The sequence below is a fragment of the Streptomyces sp. NPDC102406 genome (assembly GCF_044765725.1).
Taxonomy (GTDB): domain Bacteria; phylum Actinomycetota; class Actinomycetes; order Streptomycetales; family Streptomycetaceae; genus Streptomyces.
Map to the genome: position 1 here is coordinate 78,633 of NZ_JBIWKP010000001.1, position 18,438 is coordinate 97,070.

The window sequence follows — 18,438 nt, forward strand, 5'->3', positions numbered from 1 at the left end:
GCCTGACACGGTGTGAGGGCCAAGTACGCAGGGGCGGCGGCCTGGTTCAGGCCACCTGGCGCACGGTGCCGGGGTCCGTTTCGAGCGCCGGGTCGGCGACGGGGACCGGCACGGGTGCCGGTTCGGTCCGCCCGGACAGCCCGCGCATCAGCGCCCAGTACCCGACCGCCGTGCCCGTGCCGAGCACCGCGCAGCCCGCCCACAGCCAGCCGGCCCCGGCGGAGTCGAGGACCCAGCCGCCCGCGAGCGGTGCGACGAGCGCCGCCGCCGACCACGACGTCGTATAGACGCCCTGGTACCGGCCGCGGCCCTCGGCGGGGGCGAGCCGGGCGACGAGCCCGGACTGGGTGGGCGCGTTGACCATCTCGCCCAGCGTCCACACCGCGACGGTCAGCGCGTATGCGGCGAGGGACCCGGCGAAGGCGGTGAGGGCGAATCCGTAGCCGATGAGCAGCGAGGAGACGGTCAGCAGGCGGCCGGGGTCGCGGCGTTCGATGAAGCGGGTCAGCGGGATCTGGAGGGCCACGATGATGACGCCGTTGACGGCGGCGACCAGACCCACGTCCGCGCTGGAGAACCCCTCTTGGCCCATGACGATCGGCAGCCCGACCGAACTCTGCGTGAAGACGACCGCGACGAGGAAGGAGAGGCCGACCATGAGCATGAAGCGCCGGTCGCGCAGGACGGTCCCCATGGTGACGGTGGTCCGCGGGGCGGCGCCGGCCACGACGGTGCGCTCGGGCCGCGACTCCTTCACCTTCACGAAGACGACGCAGGCGCAGGCCAGCGTCATGACGGCCTCCACGAGGAAGCCGAGGGTGTAGCTGTGGGCGACGAGGAAACCGGCGTACACGGAGGAGATCGCGAACCCGAGGTTGATCGCCCAGTAGTTGAGCGAGAAGGCCCGCACCCGGTCCTCGGGGCGCACGATGTCGGCCATCATCGCCTGGATCGCGGGCCGCGACGCGTTCGAGGCGAGGCCGAACGCGAAACCGGTCACGGCGATCGACACGGGGTCGCGCACGAAGGCGAGGACGGCGACGGTCACGGCGGTCGCGAGCTGCGCGCCGAGCAGGGTCGGCCGCCGCCCGAGCCGGTCGGCGAGCACCCCGCCCAGCATCGAGGCGATGACCCCGCCGAGCCCGATGAGCGAGGCGACGAGACCGGCGTACGCCGCCGAGAAACCGCGCTGCGCCGTCAGGTACAGCGCGAGGAAGGTGAGGACGAACCCGCCGAGCCGGTTGACGAGGGTGCTGGTCCACAACCACCAGAACGCGCGGGGGAGACCGGCCACGGACTCCTTGGCGGCACGTCTGAGCGCGGTGACTGACATGGGTGCGTCCCCCGGGGGTGATGTAAGTGGTGCGGAAGGTTTACGTAACTTACGACCCGGGCACGCGCGCGTGCCAGTCAATTGACGGGGACCGTCAATCGGCACGACCTAGGCGGGCCGATTAGTCTTGGCCCCATGGCCGACGCACCGTACAAGCTGATCCTCCTCCGCCACGGCGAGAGCGAATGGAACGCGAAGAACCTGTTCACCGGCTGGGTGGACGTCAACCTGAACGAGAAGGGCGAGAAGGAGGCGGTCCGCGGCGGTGAGCTGCTGAAGGACGCCGGCCTGCTCCCTGACGTGGTCCACACCTCGCTCCAGAAGCGCGCGATCCGCACGGCGCAGCTCGCGCTCGAGGCCGCCGACCGCCACTGGATCCCCGTCCACCGCTCGTGGCGCCTGAACGAGCGCCACTACGGCGCCCTCCAGGGCAAGGACAAGGCCCAGACCCTCGCCGAGTTCGGCGAGGAGCAGTTCATGCTGTGGCGCCGCTCCTACGACACCCCGCCGCCGCCGCTCGACCGCGACGCCGAGTACTCGCAGTTCTCCGACCCGCGCTACGCGACGCTCCCGCCGGAGCTGCGCCCGCAGACGGAGTGCCTCAAGGACGTCGTGGTCCGGATGCTCCCGTACTGGTTCGACGGCATCGTCCCCGACCTCCTCACGGGCCGCACGGTCCTCGTCGCCGCCCACGGCAACAGCCTCCGCGCCCTCGTCAAGCACCTCGACGGCATCTCGGACGCGGACATCGCGGGCCTGAACATCCCGACGGGCATCCCGCTCTCCTACGAACTCGACGCCGAGTTCAAGCCGGTCAAGCCGGGCGGCACGTACCTGGACCCGGACGCGGCCGCGGCGGCGATCGAGGCGGTCAAGAACCAGGGCAAGAAGAAGTAGCTGCAACGATCATGCCTCCCACCTGCGCCGAGAGCGCAGAGGGGAGGCATTTTCATGGCACGCCCCCGCCCCCTCCTACCTTGGTTGAGCAGGTTGGTGACGGCCCCCTGCCAGAAGGCGCGTCGTCTCAGGCATCCGACAGGGGCGTCGACCGGGTTTCGCGGACCGGGACGGCCGCGCCGCCCCAAATCCCCTCCGGGGGCATGAACTTCCGCCGAAGCGTGTCCGGCGCATAGCTGTACCGTCGGCGACGAGACGGGAATCGGGGCAGGTCAGGCGAGGTATGGGCGCCCGTCGGCGGGTTTGTGTGGCATGCAACCGATCGCCTGGAGGCGCGGTCACTTGAGGACGTAAGCGTGCTGCACACCCACCCCACGGAGGTCCCGCAATGTCCTCAGTCTCCTCTCACCTCGTCGGCCGCCGGATGTTACGCGGTGCCTCGGCGCTCGCTCTGGGCCTTGTCGCCCCGGTCGTCCTCGTCGGCACCGCCGGTGCCGCGACCCCGTCGGCCACCGCCGCGCTCGACCCCAGCGGCCACTTCGTCGCCTACACCGCCGCTTCCGGCCAGGCCAACCAGGCGGTCGTCACCGCGACCGGGGCCGACGGCTCCGCGGACATCACCTATGTCATCGACGATGTCGTCCCGGTCGACGCCGGGGACGGCTGCGCGTACCCCGATGCCGCCGACCGCACCAAGGTGCGCTGCACCGTCACCACTCTGGAGAGCCAGGACCCGTACGCCACCCTGGAGTTGCACCTCGGCGACGGGAACGACGTCGTCCGTTACGACAACGCCACCGGTCAGACCTACCACTTCGCCTCGGTCGACCTGGGCGCCGGTGCCGACCGGCTGACCGACACCGGCAGTGTCGACGGCAACTCCGTCCGGGGCGGTGCGGGCGACGACATCGTCACCGTCGGCGTCGCCGCGGTGGTCCTCGGCGACGACGGCGCCGACACCGTGCACGCCGGTGGCGGCGAGGCCGTCGTGCAGGGCGGGCTCGGCAACGACACGCTCGACGCCGACGGCGACTCCAGCTCCGTCGCGGGCGGCCCCGGCAACGACGTGATCCACGGCGGCGCCGACGACCAGAACCTGTCGGGCGACGACGGCAACGACCAGATCCACGGCGGGACCGGCAACGACTTCCTGTACGGCGGCAAGGGAGACGACATCCTGTACGGGAACAGCGGCGACGACACCCTGTACGGCAACAGCGGCAACGACAAGCTGTACGGCGGCCCGGGCCGGGACACCCTCTCCGGTGGTCCCGGCACGAACGTCGTCCATCAGGACTGAGGCCCGGGCGCACTCCGGCGCCTCGGCCCTCGGCGCTCCCGGGCACACGGCACGTCCGGGCCCGGGGCGCCTGCCACCGCGAGCGGTTACTTGGAGAAGTGCAAGGAATTGCGGTGGACGGCCGGGAGATGAGAGCGCCGCGCGGCGCCCGGGTCGAGTCGCACGGACGGAGCCCGGGGCGCGGCTGCCATGGCGCAGCGTATGACGTGGCAGTGACAGACGGGGAGGGGGTTTCCGGTGGGGCAGGGGGTGAGCGGGGCGGCCCGGCCTGCCCGTGTGCGCCGTTGATGCGCCCGCCCCGCCGGGCATGCAATGGGTGAGGTCCTTCACCGCGGAGGCCCACCGAGGAGGGAACCCATGGCTGCCGAGTCCCCCAGGCCCGACAGGACACCCGAAGTGCCCGTCGGCTCCGGTCAAGTGAACCGCTCCGCACCGCAGACGACACTGCTCGGCGCCTGCGGCTGCGGCTCGGGCTGCGGTTGTGGCTGCCAGTCCGGCGCGCCCTGCCAGTGCGGCGGTTGCAGCGGCTGACACGACGGGCCCCGCACCGGTGAGGTGCGGGGCCCCGCTGCGCACAGGTGCCGAGAGGCGTCAGGCGCTCTCCACCGCCGAGACCGACGAGGAGGCGGCCTGCACATCCGCGTGCTCGCCCGTCACCAGGTAGACGACCCGCTTGGCGACCGACACCGCGTGGTCCGCGAAGCGCTCGTAGTAGCGGCCGAGCAGCGTCACGTCGACGGCCGTCTCGATGCCGTGCTTCCACTTCTCGTCCATGAGGTGCTGGAAGAGCGTGCGGTGCAGCAGGTCCATCTCGTCGTCGTCCTGCTCCAACTGCATCGCCAGATCGACGTCCTTGGTGATGATGACCTCGGCGGCCTTCGCCATCAGGCGCTGTGCCAACTGGCCCATCTCCAGGATGGTCGCGTGCAGGTCGTGCGGCACGGCCCGCTCGGGGAAGCGCAGCCGCGCCAGCTTGGCGACGTGCTGTGCCAGGTCGCCGCTGCGCTCCAGGTCCGCGCTCATTCGCAGCGAGGTGACCACGATCCGTAGATCCGTCGCCACCGGCTGCTGCCGGGCGAGCAGCGCGATGGCCCGCGCCTCCAGGTCGTGCTGGAGATCGTCGACCTTCTGATCGGCGGCGATCACGTTCTCGGCGAGCTTCAGGTCGGCGTCGAGCATGGCCGTGGTGGCGCGCCCGATCGCCGACCCGACAAGACGGGCCATCTCGACCAGGCCCTCGCCGATCGAGTCAAGTTCCTCGTGGTACGCGTCACGCATACGAACGTTCCCTCTCTCTGTCGTGAGCCCGGGTCAGCCTCACGGTCCCACGGTGGGCGCCGTACGCGTCGGGATCCGGCATCTGAAGTGAACCGACCCCGTATCCAAGGTGAACTCTGGGCGACGAGTGTTCGAGCTACCACCCGGACGGCTGTGGAGGACCTGGTCGGGCCGCATAACCTGAAGACATGGACGTGAACGCGGCGGTCGCCGCAGCGGCAGCGATCGCCGGAGTGTGTACCGGTGTCATCGCCATGCTGGCGTTTCGCTGGAGCGAACGCGACCAGAAACGCCCCACCCGCACCTCCCTGCACACAGACCCCGTCCTGCCGCCCGGCGTCGACACGGTCCTGTCGGTCCTGCGCTCCTCCGCCGTCGTCCTCGACGAGGGCGACAGCGTGGTCAAGGCCAGCTCGGCGGCGTACGCCCTCGGACTCGTACGCGGCGGGAAACTCGCCGTCGAACCCATGCTGCACATGGCCAGGGACACCCGGCGCGACGGCGAGATACGGCAGGTCGAACTGGACCTGCCCCGGCGCGGCACCGGCCGCGGCGACGCCCTCGCCGTCTCCGCCCGGGTCGCCCCCCTCGGCTCCCGCCTGGTGCTGCTCCTCGTCGAGGACCTGACGGAGGCCCGGCGCATCGAGGCCGTACGACGCGACTTCGTCGCCAATGTGAGCCATGAGCTGAAGACCCCGGTGGGCGCGCTGTCGCTGCTCTCCGAGGCGGTCATGGACGCCTCCGACGACCCCGAGGCCGTCGAGCGGTTCGCGGGCCGCATGCAGATCGAGGCGACCCGCCTGACCAACCTCGTGCAGGAGCTCATCGACCTGTCCCGGGTGCAGAACGACGACCCGCTGGAGGACGCCGAACCGGTCCGGGTCGACGAGCTCGTCGCCGAGGCCATCGACCGCTGCCGCCAGCCCGCCGCCACCAAGCAGATCACCATGGCCGCCGGTGGCACGGCCGACCTCCAGATCTGGGGCAACCGCGGCCAGCTCGCCGCCGCCCTCGGCAACCTGGTCGAGAACGCGGTCAACTACTCACCGGCCCGCACCCGCGTCGGCATCGCCGCACGCCGGGTGAACGCGCCGGGCGGCGACCTCATAGAGGTGGCCGTCACCGACCAGGGCATCGGCATCTCCGACAAGGACAAGGAGCGCGTCTTCGAGCGCTTCTACCGCGTCGATCCGGCCCGCTCCCGGGCCACCGGCGGCACCGGCCTCGGCCTCGCCATCGTCAAGCACGTGGCCGCCTCGCACGGCGGGGAGGTCACGGTGTGGAGCTCCGAGGGACAGGGCTCCACCTTCACGCTGCGGCTGCCCGAGGCCGCCGCGACCCGCGCCCCGCAGAAGACCTCACTCGCCACCGGCCCCGGAGACGTACGCGACGAACACGACGAACACGCCGCACACGGGCCCGACCGCTCCACCGCCTACGAATCCATTCCCGCCGCCCCTGCCCCGGAGGTCCTTCCGTGACCCGAGTGCTTGTCGTCGAGGACGAGGAGTCCTTCTCCGACGCCCTGTCCTACATGCTCCGCAAGGAGGGCTTCGAGGTCGCCATCGCGGCCACCGGCCCCGACGGCCTGGACGAGTTCGAGCGCAACGGCGCCGACCTCGTCCTGCTCGACCTGATGCTGCCCGGCCTGCCGGGCACCGAAGTCTGCCGCCAGTTGCGCGGCCGTTCCAACGTCCCGGTCATCATGGTGACCGCCAAGGACAGCGAGATCGACAAGGTCGTCGGTCTGGAGATAGGGGCCGACGACTATGTCACCAAGCCCTTCTCCTCCCGTGAGCTGGTCGCTCGTATCCGGGCCGTCCTGCGCCGCCGCGGCGAGCCCGAGGAGGTCGCCCCGCAGGCGCTGGAGGCGGGCCCGGTCCGGATGGACGTGGACCGGCACGTCGTCACGGTCTCCGGCTCCAAGGTCGACCTGCCGCTCAAGGAGTTCGACCTCCTGGAGATGCTGCTGCGCAACGCGGGCCGCGTCCTGACCCGTATGCAGCTCATCGACCGGGTCTGGGGCGCGGACTACGTCGGCGACACCAAGACCCTGGACGTCCACGTGAAGCGCCTGCGCGCCAAGATCGAGCCGGACCCGGGGGCGCCGCGCTACCTGGTGACGGTGCGCGGCCTCGGCTACAAGTTCGAGCCGTAGGCCACCGGCGGCTCAGCCCGCGCACAACGCCTGAGGGCGGACTCCCCGGTCGGGGAGTCCGCCCTCAGGCGTTGTGCGGCACGCGGGGCGGTGCGTACGGGCCCGCCCCGGCTACTCAGTGGTCCTCGGTGTCCGCGGAGGCGGAGCCGGACGCGGAGTCCGAGGGGGAGGCCTTGTCGGAGGCCTTGTCGGAGGGGGACGCCGTGTCCGAGGGGGAGGCGGAGCCCGATGCGCCCTCGGACGGCGAGGAGGACGTCGAGGCGGTCGGCGTCGACGGCACCTCGCTCGGCCCCCACTTCTCGAAGTAGCTCTCGGCGGGCACCACGAACGCCTTCAGCTTCACGTCGCCGGTCCTGCTGAACGCGAAGGTGACCGACTGGGCGTTCCCGTCGAGGATCGCGGTGCGGTCGTTGGGCAGCTCGGCGGTGGCGTTGCCCTCGCCGCCGAGGATGATCGAACCGCCGGCCGGGACCGTGACCTTCGAGCCGCCCTCGGCGCCCGTCAGCTTCGCGGTCTTGTCGACACCGGCGACCTTGATCGAGTCGAGGGTCTGGTCGGCGGAACCGTTGTTGAAGAGCGTGGCCGTCACGACGGCCGGGCCCTTGGACGAGCGGTCCGGCTGCGTGATGACGGTGGCGTTCTGGATCTTGATGTCACCGACCGTGGCCGCGGCGTTGTCCGGCTTGACCTGAAGGGTCTGGGCGTCGTTGCCGGCGCCGCACGCAGCGAGGGAGGCGATCGAGAACGCGAGGGAGGCGGCGGCGAGGGCGCCGCGTCGAAGGCTGCTGCTCACGGCGGCGGCATCTCCTTGAACGTGGGCGGAGCGGACGGCTGCACGGGTCGTAAAGCCGTCCTAAGGGACTGTCAGCGGCCTTAGGCTACCGAGCCCTTCGCACGTCACCGCACCCGACCCGCCCCCGGAGCGCCTCCGATGGGCCTCCGGGCCGTCGAGAGACCGGCACGCACGCGTGTCGCCTTCCCCGCGCTCACCGTGTTCCTCGTGCTCCTCACCGTCACCATTGGCACCACGTTCACCATTCAAAAAGCCGCTGTCCACCGGCGTGTGCGGATTTCCGGTAAGGAATGCATGGGGGTCCAGAAAAACGATCATCCGATGCCGGGAATCACGGTGATCAATTCCGGAATCCCCTCGAGCGGGTGTGCGCCGTCCCGAACGGAGCAGCGGAAGTTCATCGCTTCGAACTACGCAAAATGGGATGTTTGCCCCTGCGGGGCCGCGTTCCGGCGTCTGTGACGCACGTCTTTCGGGGCCGCGGGAGAGCGGCTCCGACCTGCGAATACCGTGCTCCGCTACCCCTTCGCAGCACGTTCCTGTTGTTGTTGTCAAGCCCCGAGATATGCCCTGACCTGCGAAAACGCCATTCAGAACCCGCAGTTTCCGTGTTACCCTGGATAGCCACGGAAGGGGTACCTGTCACATGACGTTCAAGGTTGGCGACACCGTGGTCTATCCCCATCACGGGGCCGCGCTGATCGAGGCTATCGAAACTCGCCAGATCAAAGGCGTGGACAAGACCTACTTGGTGCTGAAGGTCGCCCAGGGCGATCTGACGGTGCGTGTGCCAGCGGACAATGCGGAGTTCGTCGGCGTGCGTGATGTGGTCGGTCAGGACGGGCTCGACCGGGTCTTCGAGGTACTGCGCGCGCCGTACGCCGAGGAGCCCACGAACTGGTCGCGCCGCTACAAGGCAAACCTGGAGAAGCTCGCCTCCGGCGATGTCATCAAGGTCGCGGAAGTCGTGCGTGACCTGTGGCGTCGGGAGCGCGAGCGCGGACTGTCCGCGGGTGAGAAGCGCATGCTCGCCAAGGCTCGCCAGATCCTGGTGAGCGAGCTCGCTCTCGCGGAGAACACGAACGAGGACAAGGCCGAGGCCCTGCTCGACGAGGTTCTCGCGTCCTGATACGCGTCGTTGTCCCATAAGACATTTGTCGCGTAAGAACAATGCCGTGGTGCCCGCTGACCCTTATGGTGTCGCCGGGCGCTGCGGCATGTTCGTACCCCCGACCGGGTGTGCCGGGCCCGGGCACCTGGCTCGACCAGTGTCACGGAAGGGTCCGGTCAAGTAGTCGCGCCCGACACGATGTGGCCATACCCACCACCCCCGAGCGTACAAACCTGAACGGAACCGATGTCTGACGAAACGCGTCCCGTTGCTGGTGGCGCCCGCACCGCAGCCGTGATTCCGGCCGCCGGACGGGGCGTGCGCCTCGGTCCTGGCGCTCCCAAAGCGCTCCGTGCGCTGGGCGGCACACCGATGCTGATTCACGCCGTCCGCGCCATGGCGGCGTCCCGCTCCGTCTCCCTCGTCGTGGTCGTCGCACCACCGGACGGCGCCGCCGAGGTCAAGACGCTGCTCGCCGATCACGCGCTTCCCGAGAGGACCGACATCGTCGTCGTGCCCGGCGGCAGGACGCGCCAGGAGTCCGTGAAGCTCGGGCTCGACGCGCTGCCGCCCGGTATCGACATCGTGCTCGTCCACGACGCGGCCCGGCCGCTCGTCCCGGTCGACACCGTCGACGCGGTCATCGAGGCCGTACGCGACGGGGCGCCCGCCGTGGTCCCCGCCCTGCCGCTCGTCGACACGGTCAAGGAGGTCGGGCCGGCCGACGACGGCTCGCCCGAGCCCGTCGTCGCCACGCCGCCGCGGGCCCGGCTGCGCGCCGTCCAGACACCGCAGGGCTTCGAGCACGCCACGCTCGTACGCGCCCACGAGACCGTCACCGACGACGTCACCGACGACGCCGGCATGGTCGAGAAGCTCGGCCTCCAGGTCGTCCTGGTGCCGGGGCACGAAGAGGCGTTCAAGGTGACCCGGCCGCTCGACCTGCTGCTCGCCGAGGCCGTACTCGCCCGCAGGAGGGCCACCGATGGGTTCTGATCAGCGGGCGCGGCCCGTGCCGGTGCTGCCGCAGGTCGGCATCGGCACCGACATCCACGCCTTCGAGGAGGGCCGGGAGCTGTGGTGCGCCGGGCTCCTGTGGGAGGGCGAGGGCCCCGGTCTCGCCGGGCACTCGGACGCCGATGTCGTCTCGCACGCCGCCTGCAACGCCCTGTTCTCGGCCGCCGGGCTCGGTGACCTCGGGCAGCACTTCGGCACCGGACGGCCCGAGTGGTCCGGCGCCGGTGGCCTGACGCTGCTCGCCGAGGCGGCGCGCATCGTGCGGGAGGCGGGATTCGTCATCGGCAATGTCGCGGTCCAGGTCGTCGGTCCCCGGCCCAAGATCGGCAAGCGGCGCGACGAGGCGCAGAAGGTGCTGTCCGAGGCGGCCGGGGCGCCGGTCTCCGTGTCGGGCGCGACCACCGACGGGCTCGGCTTTCCCGGGCGCGACGAGGGCCTGATGGCGATCGCCACCGCGCTGGTGGTGCGGGCGTAGGCGTCACCCCCGGCCGGACTCTTACTGCATATCTGTTGCAGTTAGCATGGGTGTGCAAGTGTCCGGTCGTGGTGAAGGCAGTGTCAGGTGATGGGTGAGTACGAGATCCGCGTGGCCGGTGACGGCGACGTGGACGGGGCCCGCGCCGTCATGCTCGACACCGTCTACCGCGACCTGCGGTCCGGGTACGTGCCGCGCTGGCACGCCGACATCATCGACCCGGCCGCCGCCTACCTCCGCCCCGCACGCTGCACCCTGCTCGTCGCCGAGCACCTGCCGAGCGGGGAAATCGTCGCCACCGGCGGGGTCCGCGACCGGGCGCCCGCCACGCCGCCCAACCCGCCCTCGGTCGCCCACCGCTTCCCCGCCGGCACCACCGCCCAGCTCAGCCGCGTCTACGTACGCCCCGAGCACCGGCGCCACGGCCTCGCCCGCGCCCTCGTCCACGAGCTGACCGGATTCGCCGCGTCGGTCGGCGGCTACACCTCGCTCTACCTGCACACCGACCCGGCCGTGCCCGGCGCCGAACCGTTCTGGCGCTCCCTCGCCCAGGAGGTCTGCGACGAGCGCGACCTGCCCGGCGGCGGACAGGGCATCGTCCACTTCGAACTGCCGCTGCCCGCACGCGTTCCCGCCGTCGCCGCCGCCCTGTGATGCGCCGCCGCGGCTTCCTGCTGGCGGCGGCCGGGGCGGGGCTCACCAGCGCCTGCGGCTCGTTCACCGGCACCGCGCGCGGTGGCCGGATCGCCGTCGACCTCGCCTTCGCCCCGACCCAGGGCCTGTCCCCGTACGGCGACGACGGTCTCCTCCTCAGCCGGCTCGCCGTCGTCGACGGGCTGACCCGCATGGACACCGACGGGGTCATCCACCCCGCGCTGGCCGCCGAGTGGACCCGTACGACCGCCACCACCTGGGAGTTCACGCTGCGGGACGCCCGTTTCCAGGACGGCCGCCGGGTCACCGCCGAAGCCGTCGTGGGCGCGCTGCGGGCCGCCGGGCGGGCGAAGGTCACGCCGCGCGTGCTCAGCGACGTGCGGCTGACGGTCCGCGCGGCGGGGGAGCGGACCGTGCGGATCACGACCGGCACCGCCGACCCGCTGCTGCCCGCCCGGCTCGCCAACCCCTCCCTCGCCGTCTTCTCCCCGGCCGCCTTCGGCAAGGACGGCGCGGTCGACCCGGTCGGGCACGCCACCGGCCCGTTCACGCTGGTCCGGCTCGACGGGGCCGTGTCCGCGACCCTCGACCGCTTCGACGGGCACTGGCGCGGGAAGGCGGCGGCGCGCGGCGTCGACGTGACCTTCGTCGCCGACAACAACGCCCGCGCCAACGCCCTGCGCTCGGGCCAGATCGAGCTCGCCGAGTTCGTCCCCGCCGCCCAGGCCCTGAACCTCGGCGACCGCGCCCGCAAGGTCGCCACCGTACGCACCACCACCCTGTACCTGAACACCCGCGGCGGGCCGCTCGCCGACCCCGCGCTGCGGGCCGCCGTGCGCCACCACATCGACACCTCCGCCCTCGCCGGCAGCGTCTACGAGGGCTACGCCGAACGCGCCACCGGCCTCCTCGGCCCCGGATTCGCCTGGGCCGACGGCCAACAGCTCCCCGTCACCGGGCGCGCGCGGGCCGCCACACCGCGCGGGCAGCGCCTCACCCTCGCCACGTACACCAACCGGGCCGAACTGCCCGAGGTGGCCGCGGCCCTCCAGCAGCAGTTGCGGCGCGCCGGGTTCGAGGTCCGGCTCGTCGTCAAGGACTACGCGCGTCTGGAGTCCGGGGCGCTCGCCGGGGAGTACGACGCGTTCCTGATGTCGCGCTCCACCGCGCTCGACACCGGCGACCCCGTCTCCTACCTCGCCTCCGACTTCACCAGCGGCGGCAGCTTCAACGTCTCCCAGCTCAGCGACCCGGCCGTCGACGCCGCCGTGCGGAAGGCCGCCGCGCTCGACGGCACCGCGCGGCAGCGGGCCGTGCTCGTCGCCGAGGCCGCCATCCTGCGCACCGACGCCGCCGTGCCCGTCGTCCACGAGGAACATCTCCAGGGCGTCGGCGCCGGGGTGCGCGGAGTCGTCCTCGACCCCTACGAGCGACAGTTCGTCGGTCTGGAGACCCGCGCCCGATGAAGAACGCGAGCGTCGGCGCCGGCCGGGTGGCCGCGGCGGCCGGGCTGCTCCTGCTCACCGCGCTGCTGCCCTGGCTGACCCGCACCGACCCGGCGCTGACCGTGCTCCACGCCCGTTACGGCGACGCGCCCACGACCCCCGGTCAGCTCGCCCAGGTGCGCGACCAACTGGGTCTGGGCGAGGGCCCGTTCGCGTTCCTCGGGCAGTGGGCGCGGGGCCTGCTCCACGGCGATCTCGGCGCCTCCTGGGTGACCGGTGCCGACGTCGGCGCGGACGTCGGCGCCGCCCTCGGCGTGTCCTTGTCGCTGATGGGGTACGCGATGGTCGTCGCCGTCGTCGTGGCCGTCGCCCTGTGCCTGCCCGCCCTGCGGCGCGGCGCCACCCGGCCGCCCGCGGGGGTCGGCGCCGGGGTCCTCGCCGCGCTCCCCGAGTTCCTCCTCGCCTCCGTCCTCGCGACGCTCCTCGCCGTCCGGCTCGGCTGGTTCCCCGCGCAGGGCTGGCAGTCCCCCGCCTCCGCCGTGCTGCCCGCCCTCGCCCTCGGCATCCCGGCCGGGGCCGTCCTCGGGCGGCTCGGCCAGGACGCGCTGCCCGCCGCGTTCGCCGAACCCTGGGTGCGGACCTGGCGGGCGAACGGCCTGCCCCGCGCGCGTATCGCCCGGCACGCCGCGCGACGCGCCCTGCCCGCCGTCCTGCCCCAGGCGGGCCTCACCGTGGTCGGCCTGACCGGAGCAGCCGCCGCCGTCGAGGCGGTCTTCGCGATCCCCGGGCTCGGCGGCACCGCCGTCGCCGCCGCCCTCGACCTGGACCTGCCGCTCCTCCAGGGCTGCCTCCTCGTCCTGCTCGCGCTCGGCGCCGCCGCGGCCGTCATCGTCGGCCTGCTGCGCCGCCGCCTCCTCGGACCGGCCCTGGAGGCGGGCGCGCTGCCCGGCCTGGCCCGCACCCCCGGCGCCGGACCCGCGCGCCTCTACGCGGCCGGGGCCCTCGCCGCCGCGCTCCTCGCGGTGATCATCTGGGGGCTGCTGCGCGACCCCCTCCAGGTCGACCTCGCCGCCCGCCTCTCCGCGCCCTGCGGCGCCCACCCCTTCGGCACCGACGCGCTCGGCCGGGACGTCCTCGCCCGGCTCGGCCACGGCGCCCTGCGCACGCTCGCCGTCGCCGCCGCGGTGTGCGCGCTCAGCTTCGTCGCCGGGGTGGCCATCGGCCTCGTCCGCTGGAGCGCGGGGTTCACCGAGGTCGCCAACGCCATGCCCGCGATCCTCGCCGGGCTCCTGGTCACCGGCCTCTTCGGCGCGGGCCAGGCCGGGGCCGCCGTCGCCGTGGCCGCCGTCGGCTGGGCGCCGCTCGCCGCCCACACCGCCGCGCTCGCCGAGACGGAACGGGCGTCCGGCCACGTGGAAGCGGCGACCGTGCACGGCGCGGGGCGCCTGTACATCCTGCGCCACCACGTCCTGGGCGGCGTCCTGCCGCCCGTCGCCCGTCACGCGGTGCTCCGCCTCGCCCCCACGACCCTCGCCCTCGCCTCCCTCAGCTTCCTCGGCCTCGGCACCCAGCCGCCCACCCCCGAGTGGGGCCGCCTCCTGACGGAGAACCTTCCCTACGCGGAACGCGCCCCCTGGTCCGTCCTCGCGCCCGCGGCGGCCCTGGCCTGCGTCGGCGCGCTGGCGATCCTGGCGTCCGCGGGGCGCCGCCGGTGAAGCGGCCCGCCCTCACGCCCCCCACGGGCGGCTCCCACCGGCTCCGCCCGCGCGAACTCCCGCCCTACCTGCGACTGCTCGCCGGTACCCAGCTCGCCTTCAACATCGGCTTCTACGCCGTCCTGCCCTACCTCGCCACGCACCTCACCGACAGCCTCGCCCTCACGGGCTGGGCCGTCGGGCTGATCCTGGGCCTGCGCACCTTCAGCCAGCAGGGACTCTTCGTGGTCGGCGGCGCGCTCACCGACCGGTTCGGGCCCCGGCCCGTCGTCCTGACCGGCTGCGCGCTGCGCATCGCCGGGTTCGGCTGGCTCGCGTTCGCCGACCGCACCGCCACCGTCGTCGCGGCCGTCGTCCTCATCGGGTTCGCCGCCGCCCTGTTCTCCCCGGCCGTCGAGTCCGAGACGGCCCGTGAAGCCGTCCGCCACGAACGCGCCACCGGCACCCCGCGCGCCCACGTCCTCGGCGTCTTCTCCGCCGCCGGTCAGGCGGGCGCCTTCCTCGGCCCGCTGCTCGGCACGGCCCTGCTCCTCGCCGGGTTCCGCGCCGCCTGCCTCGCGGGCGCCCTGGTCTTCGTCGCCGTCCTCGCCGGACACGCCCGGCTCATGCCCCACCGGGCGCCCGCGCGGCAGACCCGCGGGCGCCCCGCCCCCACCGGCGCCCTGCGCGCCGTCCTCGCCCGGCCCCGCTTCCTCGCGCTCTGCCTCGCCTACAGCGGCTACCTCATCGCGTACAACCAGCTCTACCTGGCCCTGCCCGTCGAACTCACCCGCACCACCGGCTCCCAGGACGCCGTGGGCCCCCTGTTCGCGCTCTCCTCGCTGCTCGTCGTCGGCGCCCAGCTCCCCGTCACCCGCTGGTCCGCGGCCCGCCTCGCCCCGCGCACCGCGCTGACCCGCGGCCTCCTGCTCGTGGCCGCCGGATTCACCGCGGTCGCGGCGAGCGCCGCGTGGCTCCCGCACCGCGGCCCGTACGCCTACCTGCCCGCCTGCGCGCTGATCGTCCTGCTCACCCTGGGGCAGATGCTGCTGGTCCCCGCGGCCCGCGGGCTCGTCCCCGACCTGGTCGACGAGCGCCGTCTGGGCCTCGCCACCGGCGCGCTCTCCTCCGTCTCCGGGCTCGCCGTCCTCGGCGGCAGCGCGGCCACCGGCGCGCTCCTCGCCCTGCCCGCGCCGCTGCTCTGGTCGGCACTGGCGGCGGTGCCGCTCACCGGGGCGCTGCTCGCCCGCGCGACGACACCCGGCCACTCGATTCCCGGAAATGCCGCGCCGCCCCACGGTGTTGCCCCAGGATCGGGTAGGCGTCGGACGACCCCGCCCGATCCGACGGAATTCTCCGAGAAGGAGTGAGGCCATGACCGCCCACCTGTCCGACGAGCTCAAGGCGCTGCTCGACAGCAAGGTCTTCATCAACGTCGCCACCATCCAGCCCGACGGCAGCCCCCAGGTCTCCCCGGTCTGGGTGAAACGCGACGGCGACGACGTCCTCTTCTCCACCACCGTCGACCGGCGCAAGGAGAAGAACCTGCGCCGCGACCCGCGCGTGACCGTCCTCGTCCAGCCCGCCGACAACCCCTACACCTACGCCGAGATCCGCGGCACCGCCGAGCTCACCACCGAGGGCGGCCAGGAACTCATCGACGAGCTCTCCCTGAAGTACACCGGCAAGAAGTACGCCGAGTTCAATCCGGCCTCGGCCCAGGACACGGAGCGCGTCGTCGTACGGGTCCGCGCGCGCAAGGTCGTCGGCGGGCTGTAGAGCCTGAGTCACCGGCGGGCCCATGGCACCCCTCCGGGGCCACTACCCTGGAGGGGTGACTATTCGCCTGTACGACACCAGCGCCCGGCAGACTCGTGACTTCACCCCGCTCACGCCGGGCTGTGTCTCGATCTACCTGTGTGGCGCTACCGTCCAGGCGGCCCCGCACATCGGGCACATCCGGTCGGGGCTCAACTTCGACATCATGCGCCGCTGGTTCACGTACCGCGGCTACGACGTGACGTTCGTGCGCAACGTGACGGACATCGACGACAAGATCATCAAGAAGGCCGCGGAGCAGAACCGCCCCTGGTGGTCGATCGGCTACGAGAACGAGCGGGCGTTCAACGACGCCTACACCGCGCTCGGTTGCCTCCCGCCGACGTACGAACCGCGCGCCACCGGTCACGTCACCGAGATGGTCGAGATGATGCGCGGCCTCATCGAGCGCGGCCACGCCTACGAGGCCGACGGGAACGTCTACTTCGACGTGCGCTCCTTCCCCGGCTACCTGGAGCTGTCCAACCAGGACCTGGACGACCTGCGCCAGCCCTCGGGCGAGGGCGAGACCGGCAAGCGCGACCCGCGCGACTTCGCCCTGTGGAAGGCGGCCAAGGAGGGCGAGCCGAGCTGGGAGACCCCCTGGGGCCGCGGCCGGCCCGGCTGGCACCTGGAGTGCTCGGCGATGGCCCACAAGTACCTGGGCTCCGCCTTCGACATCCACGGCGGCGGCATCGACCTGATCTTCCCGCACCACGAGAACGAGATCGCGCAGGCCAAGGGGTACGGCGACGAGTTCGCGAAGTACTGGGTGCACAACTCGTGGGTGACCATGAGCGGCGAGAAGATGTCCAAGTCGCTGGGCAACTCCGTCCTCGTCGGTGAGATGGTCAAGCACTGGCGGCCCATCGTCCTGAGGTACTACCTGGGCACCCCGCACTACCGCTCCACCATCGAGTACAGCGAGGACGCGCTGCGCGAGGCGGAGTCCGCGTTCGCCCGTATCGAGGGCTTCATCCAGCGCGTCGCCGAGAAGGCCGGCGGGATCGTGGACCCGGCCGACGAGGTGCCGCCCGCCTTCGCCGAGGCCATGGACGACGACCTGGGCGTGCCGCAGGCGCTCGCCATCGTGCACACCGCCGTGCGCCAGGGGAACTCGGCCCTCGCCGCCGACGACAAGGAAGCCGCCGTCGCCCGCCTCGCCGAGGTGCGCGCCATGCTCGACGTCCTCGGCCTCGACCCGCTCGACCCGCACTGGGCCGGTGAGACCGACCGCGGCGAGGACCTGCACGGCGTCGTCGACACCCTCGTACGGCTCGTGCTCGACCAGCGCGAATCGGCGCGCGCCCGTAAGGACTGGGCCACCGCCGACGCCATCCGCGACCAGCTCGGCCAGTCCGGGCTCGTCATCGAGGACAGCCCGACCGGGCCCCGCTGGAGCCTCGGCCCCCGCTGAGCCCCCGGATGTGCCGCCCGCGCCGTCGGGCGGCACACTGCATAGACGTACACCCCTAGACGTAGACACATTCACGTAAGAGACAGGTAGGTCATGGCCGCCAACAACAACCGCCGCATGTCCGGCAAGAAGGGCGCGCAGGTCGGCAGTGGCGGCCAGCGGCGCAAGGGCCTCGAAGGCCGGGGCCCCACCCCGCCCGCCGAGGCACGCAAGGGCCACAAGAAGAACCGTGTCGCCAACGCCGCGGCCAAGCAGGCCGCCCGCCGCCCCACCAGCCGCACCGGCGGCCCGCGCGGCAAGGCCACCTCCGAGATGGTCGTCGGCCGCAACCCCGTCGTCGAGGCGCTGCGCGAGGGCGTGCCCGCCATCACGCTCTACGTCCAGCAGTTCATCGACAACGACGAGCGCGTGCGCGAAGCGCTCCAGCTCGCCGGTGAGCGCGGCGGCATCCACCTCATGGAGGCCCCCCGCCCCGAGCTGGACCGCATGACCAACGGCCTCAACCACCAGGGCCTCGTCCTCCAGGTCCCGCCGTACGAGTACGCGCACCCGGAGGACCTCGTCGCCGCCGCCTTCGACGAGGGCCAGGACCCGCTGATCGTCGCCCTCGACGGGGTCACCGACCCGCGCAACCTCGGCGCCGTCGTCCGCTCCGTCTCCGCGTTCGGCGGCCACGGCGTGCTCGTGCCCGAGCGGCGCGCCGCCGGGATGACGGCGGGCGCCTGGAAGACCTCGGCCGGTACCGCCGCCCGCACCCCGGTGGCCCGCGCCACCAACCTGACCCGGGCTCTTGAGCAGTACAAGAAGGCCGGTGTCGCCATCGTCGGCCTCGCCGCCGACGGGGACCGCGAGATCGGTGACCTCGAAGCGCTCGCCGGGCCCGTCGTCATCGTGGTCGGCAGCGAGGGCAAGGGCCTGTCCCGCCTCGTCGGCGAGACGTGCGACTACCGGGTCCGCATCCCCATGCCGGGCGGCGCCGAGTCGCTGAACGCCGGTGTCGCGGCGGGAGTCGTCCTCTACGAGGCGGCACGCCGCCGCGCCTGACGGG

Annotated in this window: 18 protein-coding genes; 15 read left to right on the plus strand and 3 right to left on the minus strand. The window is 72.5% G+C overall.

Translation table 11 applies throughout. The features are described from left to right. Nucleotides 1-46: 46 nt before the first annotated feature. Nucleotides 47-1,333 carry an MDR family MFS transporter gene (locus ACIRF8_RS00420; protein WP_404209366.1) on the minus strand — a complete coding sequence of 429 codons (1,287 nt, stop codon included), beginning with the start codon at nt 1,331-1,333 and terminating at the stop codon, nt 47-49. Nucleotides 1,334-1,468: 135 nt separating this feature from the next. On the opposite strand from ACIRF8_RS00420, the gene ACIRF8_RS00425 reads away from it, so the two are divergent. Further along, complete coding sequence (locus tag ACIRF8_RS00425; RefSeq protein WP_404209367.1) at nt 1,469-2,230, plus strand: phosphoglyceromutase; 762 nt, start codon at nt 1,469-1,471, stop codon at nt 2,228-2,230. Between the two features lie 388 nt (nt 2,231-2,618). Continuing rightward, complete coding sequence (locus ACIRF8_RS00430) at nt 2,619-3,530, plus strand: calcium-binding protein (protein WP_404209369.1); 912 nt, start codon at nt 2,619-2,621, stop codon at nt 3,528-3,530. Between the two features lie 591 nt (nt 3,531-4,121). Here ACIRF8_RS00430 and phoU read toward each other — a convergent pair. Beyond that, nucleotides 4,122-4,808 carry a phosphate signaling complex protein PhoU gene (gene phoU, locus ACIRF8_RS00435; RefSeq protein WP_404209371.1) on the minus strand — a complete coding sequence of 229 codons (687 nt, stop codon included), beginning with the start codon at nt 4,806-4,808 and terminating at the stop codon, nt 4,122-4,124. 188 nt (nt 4,809-4,996) lie between these two features. Between phoU and ACIRF8_RS00440 the strand changes: the two genes are divergently transcribed. Both ACIRF8_RS00440 and ACIRF8_RS00445 read left to right on the plus strand, forming a co-directional pair. Next, nucleotides 4,997-6,289, plus strand: a complete 1,293-nt coding sequence (locus tag ACIRF8_RS00440) for a sensor histidine kinase (RefSeq protein WP_404209373.1) — start codon at nt 4,997-4,999, stop codon at nt 6,287-6,289. Then, complete coding sequence (locus ACIRF8_RS00445) at nt 6,286-6,966, plus strand: response regulator transcription factor (protein WP_018527980.1); 681 nt, start codon at nt 6,286-6,288, stop codon at nt 6,964-6,966. Before ACIRF8_RS00440 ends, ACIRF8_RS00445 begins: the two co-directional genes overlap by 4 nt. Nucleotides 6,967-7,081: 115 nt before the next feature. Here ACIRF8_RS00445 and ACIRF8_RS00450 read toward each other — a convergent pair whose 3' ends face one another. Next, complete coding sequence (locus ACIRF8_RS00450; protein WP_404209375.1) at nt 7,082-7,759, minus strand: DUF461 domain-containing protein; 678 nt, start codon at nt 7,757-7,759, stop codon at nt 7,082-7,084. A gap of 207 nt (nt 7,760-7,966) precedes the next feature. Here ACIRF8_RS00450 and ACIRF8_RS00455 point away from each other — a divergent pair, with 207 nt between their 5' ends. From ACIRF8_RS00455 to rlmB, 11 genes are all read left to right on the plus strand, one after another. Beyond that, the gene (locus ACIRF8_RS00455) at nt 7,967-8,221 is read left to right on the plus strand and encodes a hypothetical protein (protein WP_404209377.1); all 255 of its coding nucleotides are present in this window, start codon (nt 7,967-7,969) and stop codon (nt 8,219-8,221) included. Between the two features lie 184 nt (nt 8,222-8,405). Then, on the plus strand, nt 8,406-8,888 hold the full coding sequence (locus ACIRF8_RS00460; RefSeq protein WP_003953493.1) for a CarD family transcriptional regulator: 483 nt from the start codon (nt 8,406-8,408) through the stop codon (nt 8,886-8,888). Between the two features lie 228 nt (nt 8,889-9,116). Then, on the plus strand, nt 9,117-9,866 hold the full coding sequence (gene ispD, locus ACIRF8_RS00465; RefSeq protein ID WP_404209379.1) for a 2-C-methyl-D-erythritol 4-phosphate cytidylyltransferase: 750 nt from the start codon (nt 9,117-9,119) through the stop codon (nt 9,864-9,866). Beyond that, complete coding sequence (gene ispF, locus ACIRF8_RS00470) at nt 9,856-10,362, plus strand: 2-C-methyl-D-erythritol 2,4-cyclodiphosphate synthase (RefSeq protein ID WP_404209380.1); 507 nt, start codon at nt 9,856-9,858, stop codon at nt 10,360-10,362. The genes ispD and ispF overlap by 11 nt, the downstream gene beginning before the upstream one ends. A 90-nt stretch (nt 10,363-10,452) precedes the next feature. Further along, nucleotides 10,453-11,016, plus strand: coding sequence for a GNAT family N-acetyltransferase (locus ACIRF8_RS00475; protein WP_404209382.1), 564 nt, complete (start codon nt 10,453-10,455; stop codon nt 11,014-11,016). Then, nucleotides 11,016-12,482: an ABC transporter substrate-binding protein gene (locus tag ACIRF8_RS00480; protein WP_404209384.1), complete on the plus strand. Its 1,467-nt coding sequence runs from the start codon at nt 11,016-11,018 to the stop codon at nt 12,480-12,482. The genes ACIRF8_RS00475 and ACIRF8_RS00480 overlap by 1 nt, the downstream gene beginning before the upstream one ends. After that, nucleotides 12,479-14,176, plus strand: a complete 1,698-nt coding sequence (locus tag ACIRF8_RS00485; protein WP_404209386.1) for an ABC transporter permease subunit — start codon at nt 12,479-12,481, stop codon at nt 14,174-14,176. The genes ACIRF8_RS00480 and ACIRF8_RS00485 overlap by 4 nt, the downstream gene beginning before the upstream one ends. Continuing rightward, nucleotides 14,173-15,525: an MDR family MFS transporter gene (locus tag ACIRF8_RS00490; RefSeq protein ID WP_404209388.1), complete on the plus strand. Its 1,353-nt coding sequence runs from the start codon at nt 14,173-14,175 to the stop codon at nt 15,523-15,525. The genes ACIRF8_RS00485 and ACIRF8_RS00490 overlap by 4 nt, the downstream gene beginning before the upstream one ends. Before the next feature lie 4 nt (nt 15,526-15,529). Then, on the plus strand, nt 15,530-15,934 hold the full coding sequence (locus ACIRF8_RS00495) for a PPOX class F420-dependent oxidoreductase (protein WP_404209389.1): 405 nt from the start codon (nt 15,530-15,532) through the stop codon (nt 15,932-15,934). A 55-nt stretch (nt 15,935-15,989) separates the two neighbouring features. Next, nucleotides 15,990-17,390, plus strand: coding sequence for a cysteine--tRNA ligase (cysS, locus tag ACIRF8_RS00500; RefSeq protein ID WP_404209390.1), 1,401 nt, complete (start codon nt 15,990-15,992; stop codon nt 17,388-17,390). A 93-nt stretch (nt 17,391-17,483) separates the two neighbouring features. Further along, nucleotides 17,484-18,434, plus strand: a complete 951-nt coding sequence (rlmB, locus tag ACIRF8_RS00505; RefSeq protein ID WP_404209391.1) for a 23S rRNA (guanosine(2251)-2'-O)-methyltransferase RlmB — start codon at nt 17,484-17,486, stop codon at nt 18,432-18,434. The last annotated feature ends 4 nt before the right edge of the window (nt 18,435-18,438 follow it).